The organism is Ferrimonas sp., assembly GCF_048263965.1.
Lineage (GTDB): Bacteria > Pseudomonadota > Gammaproteobacteria > Enterobacterales > Shewanellaceae > Ferrimonas.
On record NZ_JBLXDO010000002.1, the window covers coordinates 233,957 to 255,675 of the forward strand.

Annotated in this window: 22 protein-coding genes and 1 pseudogene; 4 read left to right on the plus strand and 19 right to left on the minus strand. The window is 55.6% G+C overall.

Translation table 11 applies throughout. The features are described 5' to 3' along the window. Positions 1-300 precede the first annotated feature (300 nt). Positions 301-1,662 (plus strand): Fic family protein, encoded by a 1,362-nt coding sequence (locus tag ACN0RV_RS03920; RefSeq protein WP_417345761.1) that lies wholly within the window; start codon positions 301-303, stop codon positions 1,660-1,662. Positions 1,663-2,922: 1,260 nt separating this feature from the next. Here ACN0RV_RS03920 and ACN0RV_RS03925 read toward each other — a convergent pair. Next, positions 2,923-3,288: a hypothetical protein gene (locus ACN0RV_RS03925; RefSeq protein ID WP_417345762.1), complete on the minus strand. Its 366-nt coding sequence runs from the start codon at positions 3,286-3,288 to the stop codon at positions 2,923-2,925. Positions 3,289-3,749: 461 nt separating this feature from the next. Between ACN0RV_RS03925 and ACN0RV_RS03930 the strand changes: the two genes are divergently transcribed. Then, positions 3,750-4,166 (plus strand): HEPN domain-containing protein, encoded by a 417-nt coding sequence (locus ACN0RV_RS03930; RefSeq protein WP_417345764.1) that lies wholly within the window; start codon positions 3,750-3,752, stop codon positions 4,164-4,166. Next, positions 4,145-4,549: a hypothetical protein gene (locus ACN0RV_RS03935; protein WP_417345766.1), complete on the plus strand. Its 405-nt coding sequence runs from the start codon at positions 4,145-4,147 to the stop codon at positions 4,547-4,549. Before ACN0RV_RS03930 ends, ACN0RV_RS03935 begins: the two co-directional genes overlap by 22 nt. A gap of 12 nt (positions 4,550-4,561) precedes the next feature. Here the strand turns inward: ACN0RV_RS03935 and ACN0RV_RS03940 are convergent, their stop codons facing one another. The 5 genes and pseudogenes from ACN0RV_RS03940 to ACN0RV_RS03960 form a co-directional block, all read right to left on the minus strand. Continuing rightward, positions 4,562-4,846, minus strand: coding sequence for an HNH endonuclease (locus ACN0RV_RS03940; protein WP_417345767.1), 285 nt, complete (start codon positions 4,844-4,846; stop codon positions 4,562-4,564). Between the two features lie 260 nt (positions 4,847-5,106). Further along, positions 5,107-6,675, minus strand: coding sequence for a YfjI family protein (locus ACN0RV_RS03945; RefSeq protein WP_417345853.1), 1,569 nt, complete (start codon positions 6,673-6,675; stop codon positions 5,107-5,109). A gap of 45 nt (positions 6,676-6,720) precedes the next feature. Next, positions 6,721-6,999 (minus strand): annotated as a pseudogene (locus ACN0RV_RS03950) (DnaB-like helicase N-terminal domain-containing protein); the annotation flags it as partial. Further along, positions 6,996-7,316 (minus strand): hypothetical protein, encoded by a 321-nt coding sequence (locus tag ACN0RV_RS03955; protein WP_417345768.1) that lies wholly within the window; start codon positions 7,314-7,316, stop codon positions 6,996-6,998. The pseudogene ACN0RV_RS03950 and the gene ACN0RV_RS03955, both read right to left, overlap by 4 nt. Then, a complete protein-coding gene (locus ACN0RV_RS03960) occupies positions 7,309-7,542 on the minus strand; it encodes a hypothetical protein (protein ID WP_417345770.1) in 234 nt (77 codons plus the stop codon). The genes ACN0RV_RS03955 and ACN0RV_RS03960 overlap by 8 nt, the downstream gene beginning before the upstream one ends. A gap of 211 nt (positions 7,543-7,753) precedes the next feature. Between ACN0RV_RS03960 and ACN0RV_RS03965 the strand changes: the two genes are divergently transcribed. After that, positions 7,754-7,879: a hypothetical protein gene (locus tag ACN0RV_RS03965; protein WP_417345772.1), complete on the plus strand. Its 126-nt coding sequence runs from the start codon at positions 7,754-7,756 to the stop codon at positions 7,877-7,879. A 97-nt stretch (positions 7,880-7,976) separates the two neighbouring features. Here the strand turns inward: ACN0RV_RS03965 and ACN0RV_RS03970 are convergent, their stop codons facing one another. From ACN0RV_RS03970 to azu, 13 genes are all read right to left on the minus strand, one after another. Then, on the minus strand, positions 7,977-8,333 hold the full coding sequence (locus ACN0RV_RS03970; RefSeq protein WP_417345773.1) for a hypothetical protein: 357 nt from the start codon (positions 8,331-8,333) through the stop codon (positions 7,977-7,979). A gap of 96 nt (positions 8,334-8,429) precedes the next feature. Then, positions 8,430-8,696 carry a helix-turn-helix transcriptional regulator gene (locus ACN0RV_RS03975; protein WP_417345775.1) on the minus strand — a complete coding sequence of 89 codons (267 nt, stop codon included), beginning with the start codon at positions 8,694-8,696 and terminating at the stop codon, positions 8,430-8,432. A 151-nt stretch (positions 8,697-8,847) separates the two neighbouring features. After that, positions 8,848-9,729, minus strand: a complete 882-nt coding sequence (locus ACN0RV_RS03980) for a DUF6387 family protein (RefSeq protein WP_417345777.1) — start codon at positions 9,727-9,729, stop codon at positions 8,848-8,850. Positions 9,730-9,836: 107 nt separating this feature from the next. Beyond that, positions 9,837-11,231: a tyrosine-type recombinase/integrase gene (locus ACN0RV_RS03985; RefSeq protein ID WP_417345779.1), complete on the minus strand. Its 1,395-nt coding sequence runs from the start codon at positions 11,229-11,231 to the stop codon at positions 9,837-9,839. A gap of 390 nt (positions 11,232-11,621) precedes the next feature. Continuing rightward, positions 11,622-13,499 (minus strand): DUF262 domain-containing protein, encoded by a 1,878-nt coding sequence (locus ACN0RV_RS03990; RefSeq protein ID WP_417345781.1) that lies wholly within the window; start codon positions 13,497-13,499, stop codon positions 11,622-11,624. Positions 13,500-13,681: 182 nt separating this feature from the next. Then, positions 13,682-14,923: a [FeFe] hydrogenase H-cluster maturation GTPase HydF gene (gene hydF, locus ACN0RV_RS03995; RefSeq protein ID WP_417345783.1), complete on the minus strand. Its 1,242-nt coding sequence runs from the start codon at positions 14,921-14,923 to the stop codon at positions 13,682-13,684. Between the two features lies 1 nt (position 14,924). Then, complete coding sequence (gene hydE / locus ACN0RV_RS04000) at positions 14,925-15,941, minus strand: [FeFe] hydrogenase H-cluster radical SAM maturase HydE (RefSeq protein ID WP_417345785.1); 1,017 nt, start codon at positions 15,939-15,941, stop codon at positions 14,925-14,927. Next, the gene (locus ACN0RV_RS04005) at positions 15,938-16,552 is read right to left on the minus strand and encodes a hypothetical protein (protein WP_417345787.1); all 615 of its coding nucleotides are present in this window, start codon (positions 16,550-16,552) and stop codon (positions 15,938-15,940) included. The genes hydE and ACN0RV_RS04005 overlap by 4 nt, the downstream gene beginning before the upstream one ends. Further along, positions 16,552-17,988 (minus strand): [FeFe] hydrogenase H-cluster radical SAM maturase HydG, encoded by a 1,437-nt coding sequence (gene hydG, locus ACN0RV_RS04010; RefSeq protein WP_417345789.1) that lies wholly within the window; start codon positions 17,986-17,988, stop codon positions 16,552-16,554. Before hydG ends, ACN0RV_RS04005 begins: the two co-directional genes overlap by 1 nt. A gap of 85 nt (positions 17,989-18,073) precedes the next feature. Further along, positions 18,074-18,760 carry a cytochrome b/b6 domain-containing protein gene (locus ACN0RV_RS04015; RefSeq protein ID WP_417345791.1) on the minus strand — a complete coding sequence of 229 codons (687 nt, stop codon included), beginning with the start codon at positions 18,758-18,760 and terminating at the stop codon, positions 18,074-18,076. 13 nt (positions 18,761-18,773) lie between these two features. Next, on the minus strand, positions 18,774-19,091 hold the full coding sequence (gene hydB, locus ACN0RV_RS04020; RefSeq protein ID WP_028109439.1) for an iron hydrogenase small subunit HydB: 318 nt from the start codon (positions 19,089-19,091) through the stop codon (positions 18,774-18,776). A gap of 10 nt (positions 19,092-19,101) precedes the next feature. Beyond that, entirely contained in the window at positions 19,102-20,337 is a 1,236-nt protein-coding gene (gene hydA / locus ACN0RV_RS04025) for an iron hydrogenase large subunit HydA (RefSeq protein ID WP_417345793.1), read from the minus strand. Positions 20,338-21,223: 886 nt separating this feature from the next. Next, entirely contained in the window at positions 21,224-21,691 is a 468-nt protein-coding gene (gene azu / locus ACN0RV_RS04030) for an azurin (protein WP_417345795.1), read from the minus strand. Between the last annotated feature and the right edge of the window lie 28 nt (positions 21,692-21,719).

The window sequence follows — 21,719 nt, forward strand, 5'->3', positions numbered from 1 at the left end:
TTGCCAATCTGTGTACTGCTTCCAAAGACGAGGCTAGCTTACAATCAGTTCTTCTCTCCAAGCTTGTCCCACACTAGGACACCTAACCTAGCTCTGCTTACGCTTAGCGAACACGGTGTAACACGTCGATTATGTCAAATGTCTAGGTCTGCCCTCCCACCGGCCAAAGGAGAGATGAACTCCCCAAAACGTGCTCATCCCTGCAATATCAGGGCTTTGCCGTTGATCCTATTGACCAATCTTCGTGTATGGTCCATAGTCATCTCACTATTCTCAATTATCTGGTTTTTTGAGATCAACATGATTAAGCATCCCCCAAAATTCGATCCAAACTGGCCTCACGCGGTCAAAGGAAGTGAGCATGAAAGCCTCTACTGGAAGCTTTTTTCTCAGGTTGATAGTAAGGGACGTTACCTCCATTGGGATGAATATCGTCATAGATTCGATGCGAAGTTGAAGCCAACCATTGCTTGGTCTGTGGTGAAAAGTGCGCGCCAGCCTAGCAGGCAATTCCTGTACGAGTTACCAAACTCAACAGACAAGCGCTTCTTGTCTATAAATACTATTCCTTCAATTAATAGACGGTGTTCGTTTGTTGATAGATGGTGCTCTGGCCCTGCTTTTAACGCGATGATCAACTCAATGGACGCGCTTCAATATCTTATCGAGGATTTGGACGAAGAAGAGTCTATTGCTTCGAGCCAGCTTGAAGGGGCAGCAACCACAAGAAAAGTAGCAAAGGAAATGCTACAAACAAAGAGAGAACCAAGAAGCAAGGACGAAAAAATGATCCTTGGTAATTTCAAGATGATGAATTTCGTATGGGAGATGCGGAATGAAGATTTAAATTTAAATTTGATTAAACAATTACATGCGATCGGCACGGAAGACATCGATGACGAGCACTACTTCCCAGGTGAATTTAGAAAGTCGAACGACGTTGTTGTAACAGATTATGACGACAACATACTACATCAACCGCCAGATACAAAAGAGTTGAATTTTAGACTTAAGCTCATTTGTAACTTTGCCAATAAAAAGCATCAAGAGCTAGATACCAACGAATACCTTCATCCTATGGTAAAAGCTATCGTGCTCCATTTCTGCATAGGATATGAGCACCCGTTTCATGATGGAAATGGCCGTGTAGCTAGGGCGCTTTACTATTGGTATCTGTTCAAATGTGGTTACAAATCATTCAGGTATATATCTATCTCTGCTCTGTTAAAGCAGGCTGATACAAAATATGGCAAGTCATATCTATATACCGAGTCTGATGACCATGATTTAACATACTTTATCGATTACCAATGTCAGGTCATCGAAAGGGCTGTAAACAACTTTGTTTCCTTCGTACAGCGTTCAATTACTGAGAGACATCAGTTTGATCAGTGGATGTATGAGAGCAGACTAATGTCTGTATTAAATACACGTCAAAGTTTGATTGTCTCAATGATTGCTTCAGGTAGACAGACTGTATTCGTTGTTAAAGAGCTCCAAGAAAGATTCTCTGTATCAAACAACACGACGAGAAATGACTTGGAGCAGCTTGCTGACTTAGGATTTCTAATTCGTCAAAGGCAGGGTAGAAGTGTTATCTACAGAGGTGAGCCCGGTTATAGTAAAATCAGGAAGATATGGGACAAAGTGAAGTCTGATTAACCTCATTGTCTGCGCAGATACCCAGCGAGGGTTCTGCGCAGACAAGTAACTTTTACCAATCACACATCTTATTCAGCAATGACCCCATAGCTTCTTCAAAAAAAGTTTCTTATTTCCTCCATAAGAAAATCTAGCCAGGGGGGCGGTACTTAGGCTAAGGGCCCTAGGGATTTGACCCGCCCCCGGGGTATTAAGAACGACAGCCGCCAAACCTCAAACCACCACCAGGCGCACGGCGGGCCTAAGCCTTACCCATGCCACCCTAATAACTTTGCGAAGCGATGGGGCCCCACTGAATGCTTCTGGTCAGAGCTGGCGACTCAGCAGAAAGTAGTGTAAAGCAACATCCAACTAACCAACATTCAGGCCTTTCATTGACCTGTTCTTTTCAGATGTGCGCTAGGTCCCCCCCCTCTAAACCCTCATAAGCCCCTTTTTCACCCTTTAGAGGGTTTAGAGGGGGGCTTACCCCCGCGTATTTGTTTATTTTCACAAGGAAAGAGACTACAGAACAAAATCAATTAAGTGATATATATCCACACCTCACTGGTTGCGAGGTCTTATGCGCAGGTTGCTCAGGTCCCGAGCCCAGGTGAATTCTGGGATCTTGGTTACCAGTGGTGGATCACTAGCAACCCAATAATTTCTCAATCTGCGCGATGCCGCGCCCCCACGACAAGGGGGAGGGGGTCGGAAGGACCCGCGACACACCCACTCAATGTCTGCCAACCACTAAGAAAGGAACCACAGAAAGATCTAACCATTGCCGGGCACCTTGCGAATTCCTTTCTTTTTGCTCCGTCCCCTTTCTCACGATGTGCCTCCAGCCCATACCAGCTCTGACATTTAACAAATACCGCCAGCAAATCGAGAAAGGAGAAAGGACCAACTTTTCCCTACCTAAATGTCGGAATCCCCGAGGCACCAGACCCCATCTTGCGGCCTCGCGCCGGAAGGACCCAGGCGGAATCAAGGGAGGTGATATAGGAAATGCCAACCTAGCGGCGCCGACAGCAGCCTGACAGGTTGATGTTTCTCAAGGATGAGGGAGGCGAGGAGGCAGGAACTGCGAACCCGAGGGGCGAAGCCTAACGATGAAACAACAACCACACCTGTGATGGCCTGGTATGTCGCCCTTTACCGCGCCGCCGCGCACCCACGAGGCTAACCAAACGAAGGGACCCGCCCTGTACAACCTTATGGTTCCTTACTTACTGCCAAGGGTTTCACAACCAGTCAAAAACCATAAGCCTTTAGCCTTTAACCTTTAGCCTTAGCTACTGTCTCAGGATTCGCTGTGTAGACCAATTGCCCGAGCTCATATTCCATGACGTTTCCCAAAGTTAGCCACAGGCCACCCATATCGAACAGATCAATCTCTCCAGGGTGACTACTGACGAACTCCAGCGCCTTGCCTTTCCCCAGCAACACAAAACGATCTGATACCTCCACAGGTTTGTCTAAGGCTACCGCCAGGCTAGAACATGAAGCATAAGGGCTTAAGACCTGTTCTGCGCTATCCCACACCTTCCCGGTTACACCTGCGTGGCCGGATAGTGCCCCTGCTGCGCCAACCGATGCCGCCGCCAACAACGACAGGCCAGCAATCCACTTGACTCCTCTCATCCCCTATCCCTTTATAGTCCAATACCTTGAGGTCTTTGAGAGTACAAAACTCCAGCTATCGATGCCGGAGCTTTTTCTAGATATACGCTAGGCCCCCTCTCTAAACCCTCTAAAGTCCCTTTTTCGACCTTTAGAGGGTTTTGAGGGGTGCTTACCCCCGCGTATTTGATTTTTTCAATCGGTGTCCGCTTGCCTCCTAGCATCCAGGAGGACCGAGCGATTAACCATGGCTCCTCCCGGATCTTGAAATGGTCATTGATAAAGATCTAACCAGGGGTGGGCGATGCTGGAGTCAGGCGCCCTAGAGATTCGAGCCGCCGCCCCGGGTAATGGCAGTGAGACTCCCTCTACGCGCAATTGCCTCACAGCTAGCATTGGGTTAGGTTCTAGAGGCTTAAGTATGATGAATCCTTATAAGGTCAAAATGACAAGAATTAACTTATCAATGAAGGCAGCTGGATATGAACAAAGCTGACTTGGAGGCGCTTACAGACACGCGAGTCGAAGATGCCCGAATACTTCTTCAACATGGAAGGTACCCGGGAGCCTACTATCTAGCAGGTTACGCCGTTGAATGCGCGCTAAAGGCTTGTATAGCTAAGCAAGTGAACCAATTCGACTTTCCAGACAAACAGCTGGCACAGAGATGTCACACTCATAAGCTCTCGGACCTACTAGGAACCGCAGGCCTGAAACAACGGCTAACTGAGCAAGAGCATGCCAACCCCGAGTTTGAGCTTAACTGGGCAGTAGTGAAAGACTGGGCAGAGACCTCAAGATACGAAGCAACTATTGGTGAAAGAAAAGCATCGGATCTATATGATGCCGTCACCGCAGCAGATTCAGGAATTTTGGAATGGCTGAAACAGTACTGGTAAGCACTTCACTATCAGATAATATGGTGAAAGCCGGAGCCCAGCTCATACGGCGCCTAGATGAATCGAACGCACAAGTATCGAGTTCATTCTGGTTCTATCTCTCTGAAGAAAGAGCTTGGAAGCTAATCATTGCCTCCCAACTGGTAGACGATGAGGGGCCACGCTCCTTCTACAAGAGAATTGTGGACGCTAACAAACTAGCGATTGATGATGAGAAGACCATTTCTCTGAACGATATCGGTGTTTATGGCCCGACCAACAATATCGTTCAACTCTTGAGGTTTGCTATTCATACCGGCGATGGGATTTCTGACGTCAGATTTTCTAGAAACACCATCAATGGGCTGTTCATTGAAGATGCCCATATCTATAGATCTACTTAGGGACATTCTTATTCAAGTCGGCACGGCCAGAACACCCCATTCAGCCATGATCTGATCGACAGTCATGTGCTTTTCACTGGCAGTCTTGATGGCATGCGCCTCTTTGGACAGAAAGGTGAAGGTGCCACCGAACTCGGAACCTCCTTTGCTCAGTGGCACTATGTGATCCACAGCGTAGCCGGGCACATAGCAGCCGTTGCGCTTCAGCTCATACTGGCATAGCCCCTTGGCATTGGCTTTAACCTGGGCCCGAATCTGGCGCCACTGGGGCGTGTTGTAGATACGCCAGCCGCCCATGCGCGGGTTTCCTTATCATGGAATGACCGCCAGTTACTGGCCTTGGCCGGGGCACATACTTCACAGTACCCATGGCGTTCTCTGGACTTTCCTCGACAGCCTTGTGTACGGCAGGCCCTAGGGGTGCATGGTGGCATTGTTGCTTCTCCTTCTCAGGCTTGTATCAGCCCGATTTTTCCAGATATGCGCTAGGCACCACCCCCTCTAAACCCTCAAAAGCCCCTTTTTCGACCTTTAGAGGGTTTTGAGGGGTGGTAACCCTATGCGTTTCTGAGATTTCTGTTCCAGCGATAGAGGGTGGATGGTCGGCCACCCTGGCGGCTCAAACTCTCCACCAGGTAACCATGCTCCACCAGCTCACAGAGAGAGGCTTTAGCCGCTTCCGTCTTGCTGAGCCCGGCCCAGCCCTTCTGTTTCACGTCCTTCACCCTGAACGGTTCTGGTAGCTTGTCACGGCGATCCAATATCAACTTAGCTCCCGCCACTTCCGGTGCCCGAGCCTCGGAGTAGATGCGGGCCGCGTGTGTCTCCAGATACTCCACCCAACGCACCGCCAGCCGGGCCGACTCTCCGGTTACTCTCTCTCCTGGCCCATGGGTCACTAAGTTGATGATCAGTGCCAGGGCTGGCATCAGTGATCCGTACTTCACTAAGTGACTTTCCATGGCCGGATGAATATCCGGAGACGCGCACCGACTAGATAGCTCCCTGTGCCACTGGTTAAACACCGCCTGGCCATCGTCATCAAAGCGGATCCCCACCTGTTCCCCGTATTCATCAAGAGTAGGAGGCGGCAGATCCGCGGCTCTACGAAAGGCGTGAATAGCTTCATCCTTGGCGGCTTTACTCGGTGGCCGGTCCTCTCCTTCCGATACCCGGGCATCGGGGTACACCGCCAGCTGTAGCCGTTGAACAAATCCATCATCCCCGGCGCCCTGGCTAACCGCATTGGCAATGTATGGGGCAAACTTCGCAGGTTGGATACCACCGATCACCGACAATGTAGCTGACTCAATAACGGTGGTTCCCCGTCCGATTCGGTCATAAGTGAAAGAGCTGTTCCCGTTATAGGCCTCCAAGTAGAAAGCCCGGTCCCCCTGACGGTCCTCTCTCTCCATGCTAACCAACCATCCGGTTAACTCGTCCCGCTCCAGTAGTAGGCCATTAGGGTTTTCGTTCATCAATTCCCCCAGCTTCTCTACGGTCGCATCATTCACCAGATAACGCCGGGGCTTAGGAACGGCAACGGCCTGAGCCTTGATAGTCCGCAACTTGCGCTCAGCCTCCTCGATGGCGCCATGGTCATCACCAGCCGCGGCTTTATCGAGTGCCTTCTCTGCGGCCTTGGCCAGCGCTTCATACTTGCGGCGCTCAACCTCGTAAGCGATCCGCTCCTCCTCCCACTGCTTGGCCGCCTCCGCCGCTATTGCTTTGAGTGGCCGCAATGCTTCAGCCATGGCTGGGCTTTTCTTTGTCGAGGGGCGCCCAATCAATGCCCCCCACAGGTTAGGAGTGACCGCCCAGCTATCCAAGCGCTTAGGCTTAATGGTTGCTTGATTGCCGATCACCGACCCTAGAGCCACCATCACCGCAACACCAATGAAGTCAGGAGGACACCCGATACGCTCAGCGGCGTCTCTCACGTAGTCCGCCAGCCCGCCAGGCATCATCTGATAATCGAACGGCATCACCGGGGGTAATTCGGTGGCCAGGGGGGTGATCTCTGGCTCACCGCTGCTAGATGCCTTCTGTATGGCGTCTATCTCAGTTAGTGCCTCAGACGCTGCCAGCTCATCACCACGGCCCTTAGCCTCCGAGAACTGGCGCAATGCCTTTTGAGTCCTGCGGAACTCGGATTTGCGTTTAACCAAACTCACATAGTGGGGGCAATTCGCCGTAGAAGGCGTGTTCCGCTGAATGTCTGAAAGGTAGGCCACGCCGCCACTCGCCTCTATCTGGCCATCCCGCTTTAGTTGATCTTCAACGGTCACCAGATCCGGCGCCGCTCCCCGGCCAGCAACCGCCAGCATTGCCCGGGCTATCGCTTGGTGTCCCGCGTCCTCAAAGTCAGCAGCATTCAAGGAAGCCAGGCAGCCGATCTGGCCGGTGACCAGAACACTACCCAGGACGCTTTGCTCTGCCGCTTGGCTCATACCCTGCCCCCTCTTTGCTTGATCAGGTGTGCGAGGTTATCGCCGGCATCACCGACACCCTGGGACAGCTCCCCAAGGATCCGCATTAATGACCCCACATTTAGGCAAAGCGCAGGAGGTAACCCTTCAGGGGCGTCCCCCATTCCCGCATGCTCTACCAGCTCGCCGAGCGTCTGAATACTCAGGGCGATATTTTCCCGGGCATCACAGGCCGTTTCATAGGCCCGCTCCAGCTCTGGCCTGGTCATTGGGTGCCCGGCATTGGATAAGCCCATAGGGAAGGTGTCGATCAGGTCGCGCAGATAGGTCTTAGTCATGGTGCCCCCCTTTCAGTTCGGAGGTGGCCGCCAGCTGGCGGACCTGCTGAGCACGACAACGGAGAGAGGAGATCACCCCTTTGGTGTATGCCGCTTTGCGGGGGTAGCGCCCCAGCCAAACTAGGCCGGCCTCTGTACGAGTGTAGAAATCTCGGGTGAGCCTGGCTGGCTTGCCAACAAAGACACCTGGTACGGCGTTCAATGGTGTAACATTAGGCTTAGACATTGCTGATACTCCAATATCAGTGATTGTTAGGCCCCTGGTTGGTGTTGGCGCACCTCCGGGGGCTGCTTGTTTTCGGTTGCCACAAAGGATATTGTGTACCACAACCTCGGTCACATCATTCATATTGTGGTACACAATGTCAAGCAAGAAAGATCCCAACGAATACACACAGTTCAAAATGCGCTTATCTGATTCTGAGAAGGCAAAGTTGATGGAGGCTGCCCGAGCGGACGGCTTTACCCGAGCAGGAAAACCGGCTTTGGCTACCTGGCTAAAATCCCTGGCACAGCAGCGCATCGATACCCTGAAGGCAGAGGGGAAGCTACCCAGCGAATAGGCTATGCTCCCCAGAATAGTCATCCTCCATTGGAGGCCCATCCTCAAATTGAGGCCCGGCCCCCACTGGGAGATGGGGAAGAATCTACCAATAGCTGTCATGCTGCCGCCCCCTTGCCCATACGAGCGATATATCGAGCCACTTGGCGCTGACTAAGGGGCTGATCATTCCTCCTGCGTCTCAGCAGGTTCACCAGCTTTACCAGGTCGCGACAGGCTTTGGCGTCCGCCAGCCAGTAACGGCTGAAGTTGGCTTTGAACCCCCTAGGGCTGATGTACGGATCACTACGGCTCACAATGACGATACTGTGACGGTTCCGCAATGCGGAGATATCGCTGTTCAGGCAACTGGTCCAGTAACCGCCAGCGGCCTCTATTCGTTCCACGTCCTGACGACTGCCTACCTGGTGATCCAGTGTGTGAACCCCCTCCGGGCCTCGCTCGAGGAGCACCATTGCCAGCAACTCTAACTTTGTGGGATGATGATTTTGCGTAGAGATTACGGGGCCGTCCTTCGGGGCGGCTTCGTTATATTCGGTCATCGCCCCCCCCTATACCGCACGAGACGCAGTAGCTGATTCCATCCAAGCTTGTAGCTCTGAAAGACGCCAGGCGTTAGTTCGTTCCCCCAGTTTTACCCGTTTAGGGAAACGGCCCTCCCGTTCTAGCTCCCAGCGTCGCTGACGGCTTAGTGCGGTAATGGCCTTACATTCGGGTTCAAGGATGAAGCGATCTGAGCTAGATTCCGCCAGCTTAGACACTGCCAAGTGTTTGGGATGCGGTGAGGATTTGTGATTAATGGGTGCTGTAGTCACCATGCTCTCCTGTTCGTTGTTTAACGTCTGGAGAGCAATGTATGGGTAAGTAGATGAGAGGTCTCTGCTGATCGAGAAAGGGACTTCAGGACCCAATTAGGCACTTTTCAAGAAGCCCCCAGTTTCAAAATTTCCAAACAGGTAAAAAACAGATTCAATCCTCTTTTGAGCGATACCTTCCTATGGGTCGAGCCGCTAACTCTGGCTGGGTTGCCAAAAAGCCCCTAAGTTGTATGACAAAGTTAGGGTCAATAGCACGAAGAAACCACTTGCCACCTTTGTCCTTACTGATCCAGTTACTATCCTTGGTCCAATCATCACCGAACAGAATCCTGGCCATTACAGAGCGATTTATCTTCACGCCCTCTATCAAGGCCCATGTTTCTAAATCCAGCCAGGGGATCAATTTATAGTCCAGAATTTTTCTAATCGTTGACTCCCCAACCCTTGCCATTGGCTTATCCGGCTCAGGGGCGTTCATTTTCTTCCTCCAATGAGGAAGCAACGTAGCTATAGCTCCAATAATCTGTTCATCAGTGTTATCTGTTAACTGAATTTCCGCTAGAACGTTGTGTGGGTACGCCTTTACATCCTCTGAAGCAGACACATGATCATGAATACTGTTTGAAAGCTCACCATCGCAGATCTTATCGAATATCGGCTTCTCAGATAGCTTAGGAATGTCTTCTCGCTGTATCGCATGTTCCGTATAGCCAGCTAGAAGCCCGAAAGTCAGGGGCTCAACAACGTCATACATAACCCCCAATCTGTTCTCATGTTCATCAGCGCTCGTGATTCCTCGGGCTTCCCCTACCGCCCACCTCACGCCTCTTGGCTCAATAGGCTTACTCGACTTAATACGTTCAAGCGCAACATCTCTAGGAACCAAGCCCTCGGAGCACCATAAAAATATTTGTGCACGTTCGTAGAGCACGTTAACCACATCAAGTCCTGACAGGTCCTTAATATCGTCATAATTGCCAAGACGAAACCAAGAAAGTATCTCTTCCGGCGTCCTAACTAATCTCTTACTCATTGCGCTACCCCTAACGCGCCCCTAAATAGAACAGCCGGCCAAACAGCGGGGCTTGCTGCCGTTCCCCTGGGGTAGCTACTCCGCCAGGGTAGGCCGACCAGATACGGTTAACCAGTCTGGTGTTTTGCCAGGGAGATTATGTTTCGGTTATCAGTGTGTGGGTCGTACGCGGGATCAGTCCGCCAGCGTTCCAGCGCCTCAGCCCAAACAGAAATGGCATGTCGCTTCTCTGGTAGATACTCGGCCCGGTCATAGTGCTTGGAGCTGGTATCGCTTCCTACGTGACTTTGCACTAGGTCACGGACGTGTTTAGAGATCCCCAGGTCACCAAGGCGGCTTTTCCAAGTTCGGCGTAGATCACGAGCGGTAAAGCGCTCCCACTCCTCCAGTTTACGCCCTTCAGCCTTGGCGGCCGTGGCCTCCTTGGCATTGGCCCTCTTGATGTACTTGCGAATGGCGATAGAAACATCACCGTTGGTCTTATGCTTGGCGGGATTGGTGTCCTGGCTGAACACCCACTGACTGTGACCGGTGATCTTCCTATGCTGCTTCAGCGCAGTGGCCAACTGAGGAGCAATCGGGATCAAGTGACTACTGCCGACCTTTGAGCGTTCGGGAGCCATTGACCAAAGCCCAGCCTTAAAATCCAAATCAGCCCATTGAACCCGTAGCGCTTCATCAACCCGCTGGCCGGCATAGAGCATGATCAGAATGTAGGCCCTGGACCATGGGTTGAAGAATTCAGGGTTATCCAAGTCATGTAGGAGCCGGTGAAGCTCGGCGCCGGAAAGGTTGCGATCCAGCACCCGCTCAGCCGCGGTTTGCTTTGGTACTGCCGCCACTGGATTAAGGGCAAGGCCAAACAACTGCCCTCGACGGTTATGCTTCGGATCATTGTCGTGGTGTAAGCCGTATTGGAAAGCGGCATGTAGCATCGCCCGGACTCGGTTAGAGTGGGTTTCAGCCCCTCGGTCAATCATACGACCTACCATTTCCACAATGTGAGCCGTGGTGACCTCCTTGGCTTTGGTCTCCAGGGGCAATACGCCGCCAGCCTCTTTACGCAGATCACGAAGCACCTTGGCATAGGTTCGCTTGCCATTGGCCTTCATGTTGTCGGTGTAAGCAATGAACAGTTGCTCCAATGTGCCGCACCGCTTTTCCTCGAGGCGCCTTTCCTCTTCGTCGGCCTGAATAGCCTGTAGGTGATCACGAGGACTGATACCCTGGTCCCACAGTTCCCCATACTCTCGGGCCTTGTCGAAGGCATCCGCCAGCGACGTCCCCGGATCTGTTGGCTTCACTTTGACGTTCCCGATCTTCAGCGCATTGCGGGCCCCGTTGTGCCACCAGGAGAAATAGAAGCTCTTAGCCCCACTGGGCTGAATCCTGACAGACAGGCACCCTTTACCCTTTCGGGCATTGACGTCATCCAGCCAGTAGCGGGAGGCTTTTGGTCCGGCGTTCTTGATAGCGCTGGCGGTAAGTCGAACTTTAGGCATTGGGCTCGCTCCGGTGATCGGGTCTCGCTAGAAACGGGTCTCGCTTCGGGTCTCGCTTTGAAAGCGTCGGGTCTCGCTCTGGGTCTCGTTTCGAGACTTGACGATAGCGAACAAAAACGCCCCGTTAGCCAATGATATTACAGGATTTATCATTAACAAACTGAAACGAAAGCGAACAGCAAAAAACGGTAATTTTTCCGACTCCTAAGCGGCCGATCGAGGTTCGAGTCCTCGTGGGGAGGCCACTTCAGTAGAGAGGAAATGCCGCTGGATTACGGCCTTCGCAACAAAGGCCGTCCAGGGATAATAGGAGTGTTGCTTGGGCACCCACCACCGGTCTGAGAGTTAAACGACGAAAGCTAATTCGGGAAGCCTTCAGACCGGCAAAGACTACAGCTCCGTCTCCCCCATCATTGCTTCCTCCTCCAGCAGTTCGTCCATAGCAGTGTCCACAGCAAAGTGGCGCGTCTGCCAGCGCCCGAGAATCCACGCTTCCAACGCTTGGCGGCGATGATTGAGAGACTCCAGAGTCCAGTCGTCGTAAGTAGCCAACTTGCGCTCCTGCTTGATGCAGGAGTCGCTGTAACTGGGGCTGACGCCGGGGGCGCCCTTCTTTCGCTGAAAATCGAAGTTGGAGTAGCTGGCGTTGTCCTTGGTCAGCACCAGGTTGCCCAGATCGTGCAGATAGGTGGCGCGCTCCTCGTCACTCCACACCTTAAGCCAATGGGAGTCTTCCGCCGGGTTTTGGGGCAGGATGTGTTCGATGGTGGAGTCTTTGGCCAGCTCCTGCCAGGTGATTTTCGGCTTGCTGCCCTTGCCCTCTTTGTCCATCAGGTGGTGCTCGTATTCAAACAGGGTGTATTTGAGCAGCCTGCGCCAGTGGTACCACTTGCCCGGCTCCTTCAATTGCACCGCAAAGGCGCTGTCACTGGCGTAATAGCGAATCAAGTCATGAACCTTGGCGACTGTGGCCTCCAAATTCGGCTGACTTTGATTAAACAGCTCGTGGCCCCAACGATACAGAGTGGAGCTGCCCGAATTGCTGCGCTTGCCCTCGAACAGAAACACCCGATAGGCGTAGCACTCCAGCGCCTGCAGCAATTCGATGTACTGGGCTTCGGTCACCTCGCCGGCCTGCCAGCGGCTTCGGGCCGCCACCAACAGCGGCAAGAAGTTGGCGATGTTGCCTGTGTTGTTGATTCGCTCCAGCCAGGCCAGTTCGGCGGCGGAGTCAGTGTTGTCCGCCGTGGGGCTGATGACAACCTGGTAGTGGCGGGCTACCTCAGGTAATCCCTTCACGAACTTCAGCATAAAGGCACGGGTTTCCGCCTTGGTTTTAGTGCCCTTTCCAGGCTGTCCATCGACAGCGAAATCTCTCAGCGGAATGTATTGAGGTTGCTTGAAGCCGTCATAACCCTTCCAGTTTTTCGGCAGATGATGGCAATAAAGAGTCCACGCTAGGCGCAGACATTGAGACTCGCTGCCACCTGAGTCGCCCACAAAGCCGTAGGTGTCACGCCAGGCCAGGTTCACCCGGCTGGTCAGTTCCTCACGCTCCTCGGGCGCACCGTTACGGGCAGTCCAGTGCATCAGGTAGTTCTTCAGCAGCTCCAGCACCGACAGCTCTTTGCCCCGGGAATTCATCAGCTCGAAGGTCATGCCAATCTCGCACTCCTCCTCGATGGTGTAGGAGGTAAACACTAACTTACCGGTGATCGCCTCAAACAGCTGGATCAGGTAATCCACGCCCTTGGCATCGTCAGCCAGAAGCTCAGCGACGTGTGCCTGAAAGTAGGCGGTAGCTTCGCACAGACGGCGCTGATGTGGGGTGGAGGGTAGCTTGAGTGGTCGCCCTTCTGACAGAAGCCGATGGAACAGCTCGGCGGTGTCATTATTCAGGGTGAGCTTGCAGCGCAAACCGTCGTAAAGAAAGTCGGCGATATCCCGCTCATACTCGGTCCGCCCCTTGGCTATCAGGGCATTGATGATCACCGACAGATACAAGCAGGTCGTCGTCAGGCGCTGCTGACCATCCACCACATCGACCACCTTGGCCGGTCGGCGCCCATAGGTGGCGGTAGGGTAACTGGCCTGATAGGTCACCACGGTGCCGGTGTAGTGGTAGTGAACATTGTCGTCGGTGACCAAGGCATCCAGATCCTCAACGAAATCCCGCCACTGCTTCTTCTCCCAGGCGTAACCCCGCTGATAGTCGGGAATGTGGAACAGGGTGCTGGAGAAAAGGTCGGTAAGCGATTGCTTGTTCATTGAGTGGTTCCTGACTCATCAAGGGTGTGCCAAAGACCGCCTCTGACATCACAACAAAGCCTTATACCATGGTGACTTATGCTTTGAGTAGTGAACCGGTCACGGCAGGGGAATGGAGCTGGACGACAGGTCAGACAGAAAAACCCCGCCACCAGCCCGGAGGCCGATGACGGGGAGGTCGATTACTGGTTGGGCATCAGTGGGGCGATGACCCGGGGCAGGACGCCCTGAAGCTTGGAGATGGCCACGCCGTAGTTGGTGATGGGCACGCCGCGCCGCTGACACTCGCGCACCCGGCGCAGCATCTCGGTGCGGTTGAACATGCAGGCGCCGCAGTGGATCACCAGGGCGTACTCCTCCAGGTTGTCCGGAAAGTCGTGGCCCGAGACCACATCAAACTGCAGGCTCTTGCCGGTGTATTTACCAATCCAGTTGGGCAGCTTCACCCGGCCGATGTCATCCTCCTGCACATTGTGGCTGCAGGCCTCGGCGATCAGCACCTTGTCGCCCTCCTCCAGGCTGTCGAAGCGCTCGGCACCCGCCACCATGGGCGGCAGGTCACCCTTGAAACGGGCAAACAGGCTGGAGAAGGTGGTCAGGGGAATGGACTTAGGCACCACCTGGTCGACGAACTTGATCACCTGGGCGTCGGTGATCACCAGCTTGGGCGGTATGGTGAAGCGCTTGAGCGCGTCGGCCAGCTCGGTCTCCTTGACCACCATGGCCATGGCGCTTCGGTCCAGGGCTTCGCGCAATACCTGCACCTGGGGCAGGATGAGGCGCCCCTTGGGGGCGGCGGTGTCGATGGGCGCCACACACAGCACCACGTCGCCACTGCGGTAGAGATCCCCGGCCAGCACAGGCTCCGCCTTGAGCTCCTCCGGTGCCAGCTCAAACAGCCGCTGCTTCAGGGCCGAGATGTTGCTGCCGGTGGCGGCGGAGACGCAGATGTGCGCCAGGCTGCGTTCCAGACAGAAGGCCAGGTCGTCCCGGGACGGCACCCGACTGTCCCCCTTGTTGAACACCACCAGAAACGGCAGCTCCAGGGACTGCATCTGCTCAATCAGCGCCAGCTCATACTCCCCCAGACCCTGCTCATCGGCGATCAGCATCGCCATGTCGGCGCGGCACAGCACCTTGTGGGTCGCCCCCACCCGCAGGGCGCCCAGGTCGCCCTCATCGTCGATGCCGGCGGTGTCGAAGATGGTCACCGGCCCCAGGGGCAGCAGTTCATAGGGCTTGGCCACCGCGTCTGTGGTGGTGCCCTTGGTCTCGGAGACGATGGAGATCTGCTGGCCGGTCATGGCGTTGAGCAGGGAGGATTTACCCACGTTGCGGCGGCCCACCAGGGCAATCTGGTAGCGCATGCCCCGGGGCGTGGCCTGAGCCGCAGCGTCGGCGGCGTTTTGCATTCCGGTACACATATCAATGACTCCTGGAATCACCACGGGCGCTGGAAGGCTCCAGGCCGTGCTGTCTTATCTGGTTACGCACGACCTCAAGCCGCTCGCGCAGAAACGCCTTGGCGGCATTCTTACCGGGGTAGATGTCGTACTTGGAAAACACATGCTGTGGGGTGAACGACGGCATCACCACGTTGCAGCCCCGCAACAGGGCCAGGGCGCGGCCGCCGGGCTCCAGCACCTCCAGGGAACTGGTGGCCGGAATGTTGGCGCCGGGATTCATCAGCCGCAGTATGGCGCTGACCCTGTGGCTTTTGAGCACACAGCCGTTGCCGGAGAGGGCCATGGGAGTCTGGGGGTGGGCCACGAAGGGGCCGCAGGCGATCATGTCCAGCTTGAGGCGGGTCAATTCGATGATGTCCTGGGCCAGGGTCTCGTCGGTCATCCCCGGCAGATCGGTGATGATGCCGCAGCCGGTCTGATAGCCCAGGGCCTGAATCCCCTTAAGCCTGTCCAGACGCTCATCGAAGTTGGCCTTGGGGCGGGACTCGGCAAACAGCCTGCGGTTGAAGGTTTCCATCTTCAGCAGGTAGCGGTCGGCCCCCGCCTCTCGCCAGGCTCTGAGCTCCTCCAGGCTGCGATCCCCCAGGGACAGGGTGATCGCCAGCTTGTGTTTGGCCTTGATCTGAGCAATCAGCTGGGTGATGTCATCACAGTGGAACTTGCTGTCGTCACCGGATTGCAGCACCAGGGTGCCCATGCCGAAGCTGGCCACCTGCTCGGCCGCCTCAAGAATCTGATTGTGGCTGAGACGATAACGCACCACCTCCCGGTTGCCTCTGCGCAGGCCGCAGTAGTGGCAGTCGTTACGGCAGTGGTTGGAGAACTCGACGATGCCGCGCATAAACACCTGATCGCCAAAGGCGAGCTCTGTGGCCAGCCTGGCGCGGCTGAACAGCCAGTCGTCGTCGCTGCCGCCGAGCAGCTCCAGCACCTGTTGCCGGTTAAGCGGCATCTGGTCGGCCAGGGGCGGACTCATGAACGGCACTCCCCGGCCCTGGGGCTCACCTTGGCGGCGGCGATGCACTCCTGAACATAGCGGCCCAGGGCGATGGCCCAGGGGTCACTCTGCCGGGGCACCTGGCCCAGGTTGAACCACTGAATCAGGTCGCCCGGCGCCAGGCCCAGGGCGCAGGCGTCCAGTTGCAGCCACAGGCCCAGGGCGGCGGGCTCGGGGCTGTGGGCATAGTGGCCGACAAACAGGGTGTCCCCGACCAGCAGCTGAGGCTGCAGCGGCAGGGCGCTGGTGAGCACTAACTTCACCTGATTGGGGAACGCCTCAGACAAATCGTTGCACCACTGGCGCGAGGCGGCGTACACCCGGGAGATCTGCCCCGGGGTCATCCCCTGGCGCAGCACCTGGGAGAACTCCTGACGCCAGCACTTGGGCGGCAACACCGACAGTATGGTCAGGCGCTTGAGGCTGCCGTCAGCCAGGCGGCGACGCAGCATCGCCTCCACCGGCGAGCCGGCGAAGTTGTCGTAGATGGCGGCGTGCAGCACCACCTCGCTGGCCTCCTCCAGGGCCGCCAGCAGGGCGCCTCTGTCCAGGCCGGGACTGGGGCGCACGCCCCGTTGCGAAACGCTCATCACAGGTAGATGTCCCGTTCGCCGCCGTCGGTCTTGGCCAGGCAGGTGCGCACGTTACGCTCCCGGGCCGGACTCATGCTGGCCAGCTCCGACTCGATCAGGGCGTTGCCCGCTTCGCGGGTACGGTCGCTGGCGTAGTCGTTGAGGTACTCGCGGAAGGTGATCAGGGCATTGGGCTGGCAGAACTTGCCGATGAACTGCTGTTTGGCCAGGCCAATAAAGTGGTCGCCGGTGCGCCCCTTGCGGTAGCAGCCGGTGCAGAAGGAGGGCACAGACTTAGAATCGGTCACCAGCTCATAGATGATCTCGTCCATGGGGCGATGGTCCCCCAGGGAGAACTGCTCGGCGTCATGCTGCCGTTCCAGGGCTTTCTGGTAGCCGCCGGGGGCGGTGCTGGAGCCGGCGCTGATCTGGGAGACGCCCAGTTCCAGCAGCTCCTTGCGCATTTCGGCGCTCTCCCGGGTGCTCATGATAAGACCGGTGTAGGGCACCGCCAGGCGGGTGATGGCGACGATGCGCTTGAAGCAGTCGTCATTCACTTCATAGGGGGGGCGCTCACTGAGCTCGGAGCCGTGGGCGGGCTCGATGCGCGGGAAGGAGATGGTGTGAGGGCCGACGCCGCAGTTTTGCTCCAGCTCCTGCACATGGGCCAGCATCGCCAGCAGCTCGAATCTGTGGTCGTAGAGGCCAAACAGCACGCCGATGCCCACGTCGTCGATGCCCGCTTCCATGGCGCGGTGCATGGCGTAGAGCCGGTAGTTGAACCCCTTCTTCTTGCCCTTGAGGTGGACCTTCTCGTAGGTGGCCTTGTGGTAGGTCTCCTGGAAGCACTGGTAGGTGCCGATGGCCGCACTCTTCAGCACGCGGAAGTCTTCCACGCTCATGGGGGCGCAGTTGACGTTGATGCGGCGAATCTCGCCGCCGTCGCCATGTTTAACGTCGTACATGGTCTTGATGCTGTCGACAATGGCATTGACGCTGTTGCGCGGGTGCTCGCCGTAGACCGCCAGAATTCGCTTGTGGCCCATATCCTGGAGGATCTCCACCTCCCGGCGCAGCTCGTCGGTGCTCAGGGTCTTACGCTTGAGCTGATGGTTGTCCGCATTGAAGCCACAGTAGCTGCAGCTGTTGGCGCAGTGGTTGGAAACGTACAGCGGGGCAAACAGCACGATGCGGTTGCCGTAGATGGTGTCCTTGATCTCCCTGGCCACCGCAAACAGTTCCTCATCCAGTTCCGGGTGGGTGTTCTGCAGCAGAACCGCGGTCTCCTCCAGGGTCAGCCCTTGGCATTGGCGGGCCTTCTCCAGCACCGCCCTCACCTGCTCGATGCTGGGGTTGGCGCACTGGTCGATGATGGCCCACAGGCCATCGTCGTAGATGAAACTGGTTTGAGGATCGTAGACAGGCTGCTTCAGTGGATGGTGATGTGTGCTCATGTCGGGTCCAAGTCGGGTTTTCAGACGTTAAAAGCAGCCCCCTTGCGAGGGCTGCTTGTGTTTGAGTTAAGGGGTAAGCAAGGGCTTACTTGCGGGCCAGTTCGTCACCGCTGGTGGCCACCGGGGCGATCTCCTGCTCCACCCACAGTGGGGTGTACTCCGCCGCGTCGTGATAGGGCACGTTGCCGTGGATCATCATCGCCTTGAAGTCGTCGAAGCGGTACACCGCCAGGAACAGGTGAACCGGCAGGAAGGCTGTCAGCAGCAGGCCGCTGGCCAGGTGAGCCATGCCCAGCAGCCACACCAGGTCGCGAGGGGCGGCGTGGGGGATCAGCCACAGCACCAGGCCGGAGAGGATCAGTGCGGTACCGCCAACCAGCACACAGGCACCGAACAGCTTCTGGCCGGAGTTGTACTTGTTCATCGGTGGCACGGGCACCTTCTTGCCAAACAGGAACTTCTGCGGGTAACCGCCCAGAACCATAAACCACTTCACGTCGCGCTCAGACAGGCTGAACACCCGGGCCACGAACAGCACCACCCGGTCGAACGCCATCACGGTGAAGGCTACGGCATCCAGGGTCATCACCACACCGGCGATGATGTGGATGTTGTAGGTCAGCTGCATGCCCTGGTCGGTCAGCGGCTTGAAGAACAACAGCAGGCCGGTGGCCGCCAGAGGCAGGAAGCTCATCAGCAGGATGTAGTGAAACACCCGCACGTTCAGGGGGTGCTTGAGGATGGGCCTCATGTCATGTTGGTCATGATGCATTGTCGTCTCTCCCTTAGCTCAGCTTGGTGCGGTCAACGAAGTGGGTGTGCAGCAGCTCGTGGGAGATGTGCCCCAGAGGCTCGCCGCCGAAGTCGCTGTAGTACTTCTCGATGGCCGGGTTGCGGTGGCTGACGCGCACCTTGGCGATGGCGTCGTCCTGGTACAGGCCGGCGCTGCGGGCCTTGATGTAGTCGTTGCGACGAGCCAGCTTGTTGGCAAACCAGCCCACGGGGATGGCCATGGCGGCAACGAAGGCGGCGCCCACGGCCATGAACTTGCGACGAGACAGGAAGAAGCTGTCTTCGGCGAACAGATGGGTCTTCTTGGTCATGAGAGTCTCCTTATCCGATGTTGCCAATCCAGGATGAACCGCTGCCCTGTACGGGCTGACCGCCGCCGTTTACACAGCCGCCGGCGCAGTTCATCACCTCGATGAAGTGGTAGGGAGAGGTGCCCGCCGCCACGTCACGCAGAATGGGTTCGATGTTGTTGCCCATGTCATGAACCACCGCCACTTTCACGGTGACCTCCTGGCCCAACTGTTTGTCGAACAGGGTGACATCGGCTTCCTTAACGCCTTCGAGGCCACGCACTGGCTCCAGGTCCAGCTTGGCCATCTCGGTGTCGGTCAGCACCTTGTGGGCGGTACGCAGGGCCGCTTCCATTACGCCACCTGTGGTGCCGAAGATGGTGCCGGCGCCGGTGTACTGGGCAAACAGGCTGTCGCCTTCGTAGGCCGGGGTGGTGGCCAGATCGATCTTCAGCAGTTTGAGCAGCTGAGCCATCTCGCGGGTGGTCAGCACCGCGTCCACATCCGGGTACTCGGCGGCGTGAGAGCCATGCTCATGGTTGTAGTGCCAGGCGGAGTTGAACTCGGGACGGGAGGCCTCCACCTTCTTGGCGGTGCAGGGCATCACGGCGATGGTGAAAATCTTCTCCGGCTGCATGTCGTACACCTTGGCGCCGTAGGTCTTGGCCACGGTACCGGCCATCTGCTGAGGCGACTTGGCGGTGGACAGATGAGGCAGCAGCGACGGGAAGTTGCCTTCCAGGTAGCGCACCCAGGCGGGGCAGCAGGAGGTGAACTGAGGCAGGGCGCCGGCGTGCTCCTCGCCCTTGACGGTGGCGTGCAGGCGGTGGATGAACTCACTGCCCTCCTCCATGATGGTGAGGTCGGCGGCGAAGTTACAGTCGAAGATCTTAAAGCCCGCCTTGTTCATGGCGCCGTACAGCTTGCCGGTCACCAGCTCGCCGGTGCCCAGGCCAAACTCTTCGCCGATGGCAACGCGAACCGCAGGCGCGATGATGCCCACCACAGTGGTGTCTTTGTCCGCCAGCTTGCGGATCACCGTGTCCAGCGCGCTGTGGGTCTCTTTGATGGCACCGAAGGGGCAGTTGATCATGCACTGGCCGCAGCTCAGGCAACGATCCTTATCGATGGAGTGGGCAGCGCCGGAGGCACCAACAATGGCCTGAGTGGGACAGAACTTCTTGCAGGCGTCACAGCCTTTGCACTTGGAAGCGTCGATCTCAATCAGCCCCTGGATTTCACCGGCTTGATAGGTGGTAGCAGTCATAGGGAGTTGCGTTCCTTGTTAACGGCTATCGACAACAGAGTTAATCGCTCTGGTTTTGCTGTTTTCGATTACCGTGAGACATAGTTCTTAAAAAGCGGCGGGGAATATAGAGAAAAGCGCACACAGGAAATTTGCTTTAAATCAAGTTCAGAAATAAAGGCGACACAGATCTCACAACTTTTATTAAAAGTTATGACCTAAAGCACCTATTGCAGGGAGTGAAATTTCAAATGTCACGATCAGCCAATTGCACCCAGCGCAATGAACTGACATCGATTATGACTCGGCCACATTGACTTGATCGAAAATATTTAAATGCTCACCAATAAGTTAACAAAACAAACTCTATTTCCGGTTTGAAGCGCAGGAAATATAAGATGCTTTTATTCTGCAGCATTCATTTATTAACCATCACCATTACTGAACCGTTATCGGTCCATTTCAGCGCCTTATAGCTCTATCCCAGCGATCAGGAGATGGCCGCAAAGCCCTGTCAAATCTGCACCCCATCAAGGTCGGCGCTCACCAGCACCAGGTTGCGCTCCTTATCAACCCGCTTTTAATTCACTCAGAAACACAAGGGAGAAACTGAGTGGTCCAGAACCAAGGGTTCCGCTTTTTCAGGCCATTTACAATCAGAAAGAATAATTTATGAACAGCTGATTGTTTTTCATTGCCGATGCCTTCAACTGTTCAGGCGGACTTTAATTAACACACTCTGAAAACAACAAATCAATAGTTTATGTTTATGAATTGCGTAAAAAACAGACCGTGATCACCATTTGGTCTAACCAATTATCCAATTAGAGTGGTGACTTTCAATAGCAACAAAATAATAAGGGGCAGTCTATTTGCCCCTTAATGTCTGCTTGTTCACCGTGCGGGTTTATTTAAACTCAAACTTACCCTGCATGATGGCCCAGTGACCGGGGAAACTGCAGAAGAAGGAGTAATCGCCACCCGCGGTCAGCTTTTCGGTGCTGAAACTCAAGATGACGGACTCACCACCACCAATCACCTTGGAGGCTGCATACACCCGCTCGTCACCAGGCTTCACATAGTTGTTGTCGAAACCGGCCGCCATGCCATCGGTGCCCACTGCTTGCACATTGACGGTGTCGGTGATCACCAGGTTATGGCCCATGGCCTGGGCAGGAAGGGTACCGGTGTGGGTCAGGGTGATGCTCACCTCCTTGCAACTGGCGGGCACACTCAGCAGCTTGCTGTCGTACTGCATCATGTCATTGGCCTCCAGGCTGAGTTCGCACTCAGAGGCGTTGGTGCCAAAGCTGATACCCAGCATCAATGCGACAGCAGCCAGAATTCGATTTGTCATAGTGATTCTCCGTGTCATTAAAAGGTGCTTTGTTGTTTTTGCTATT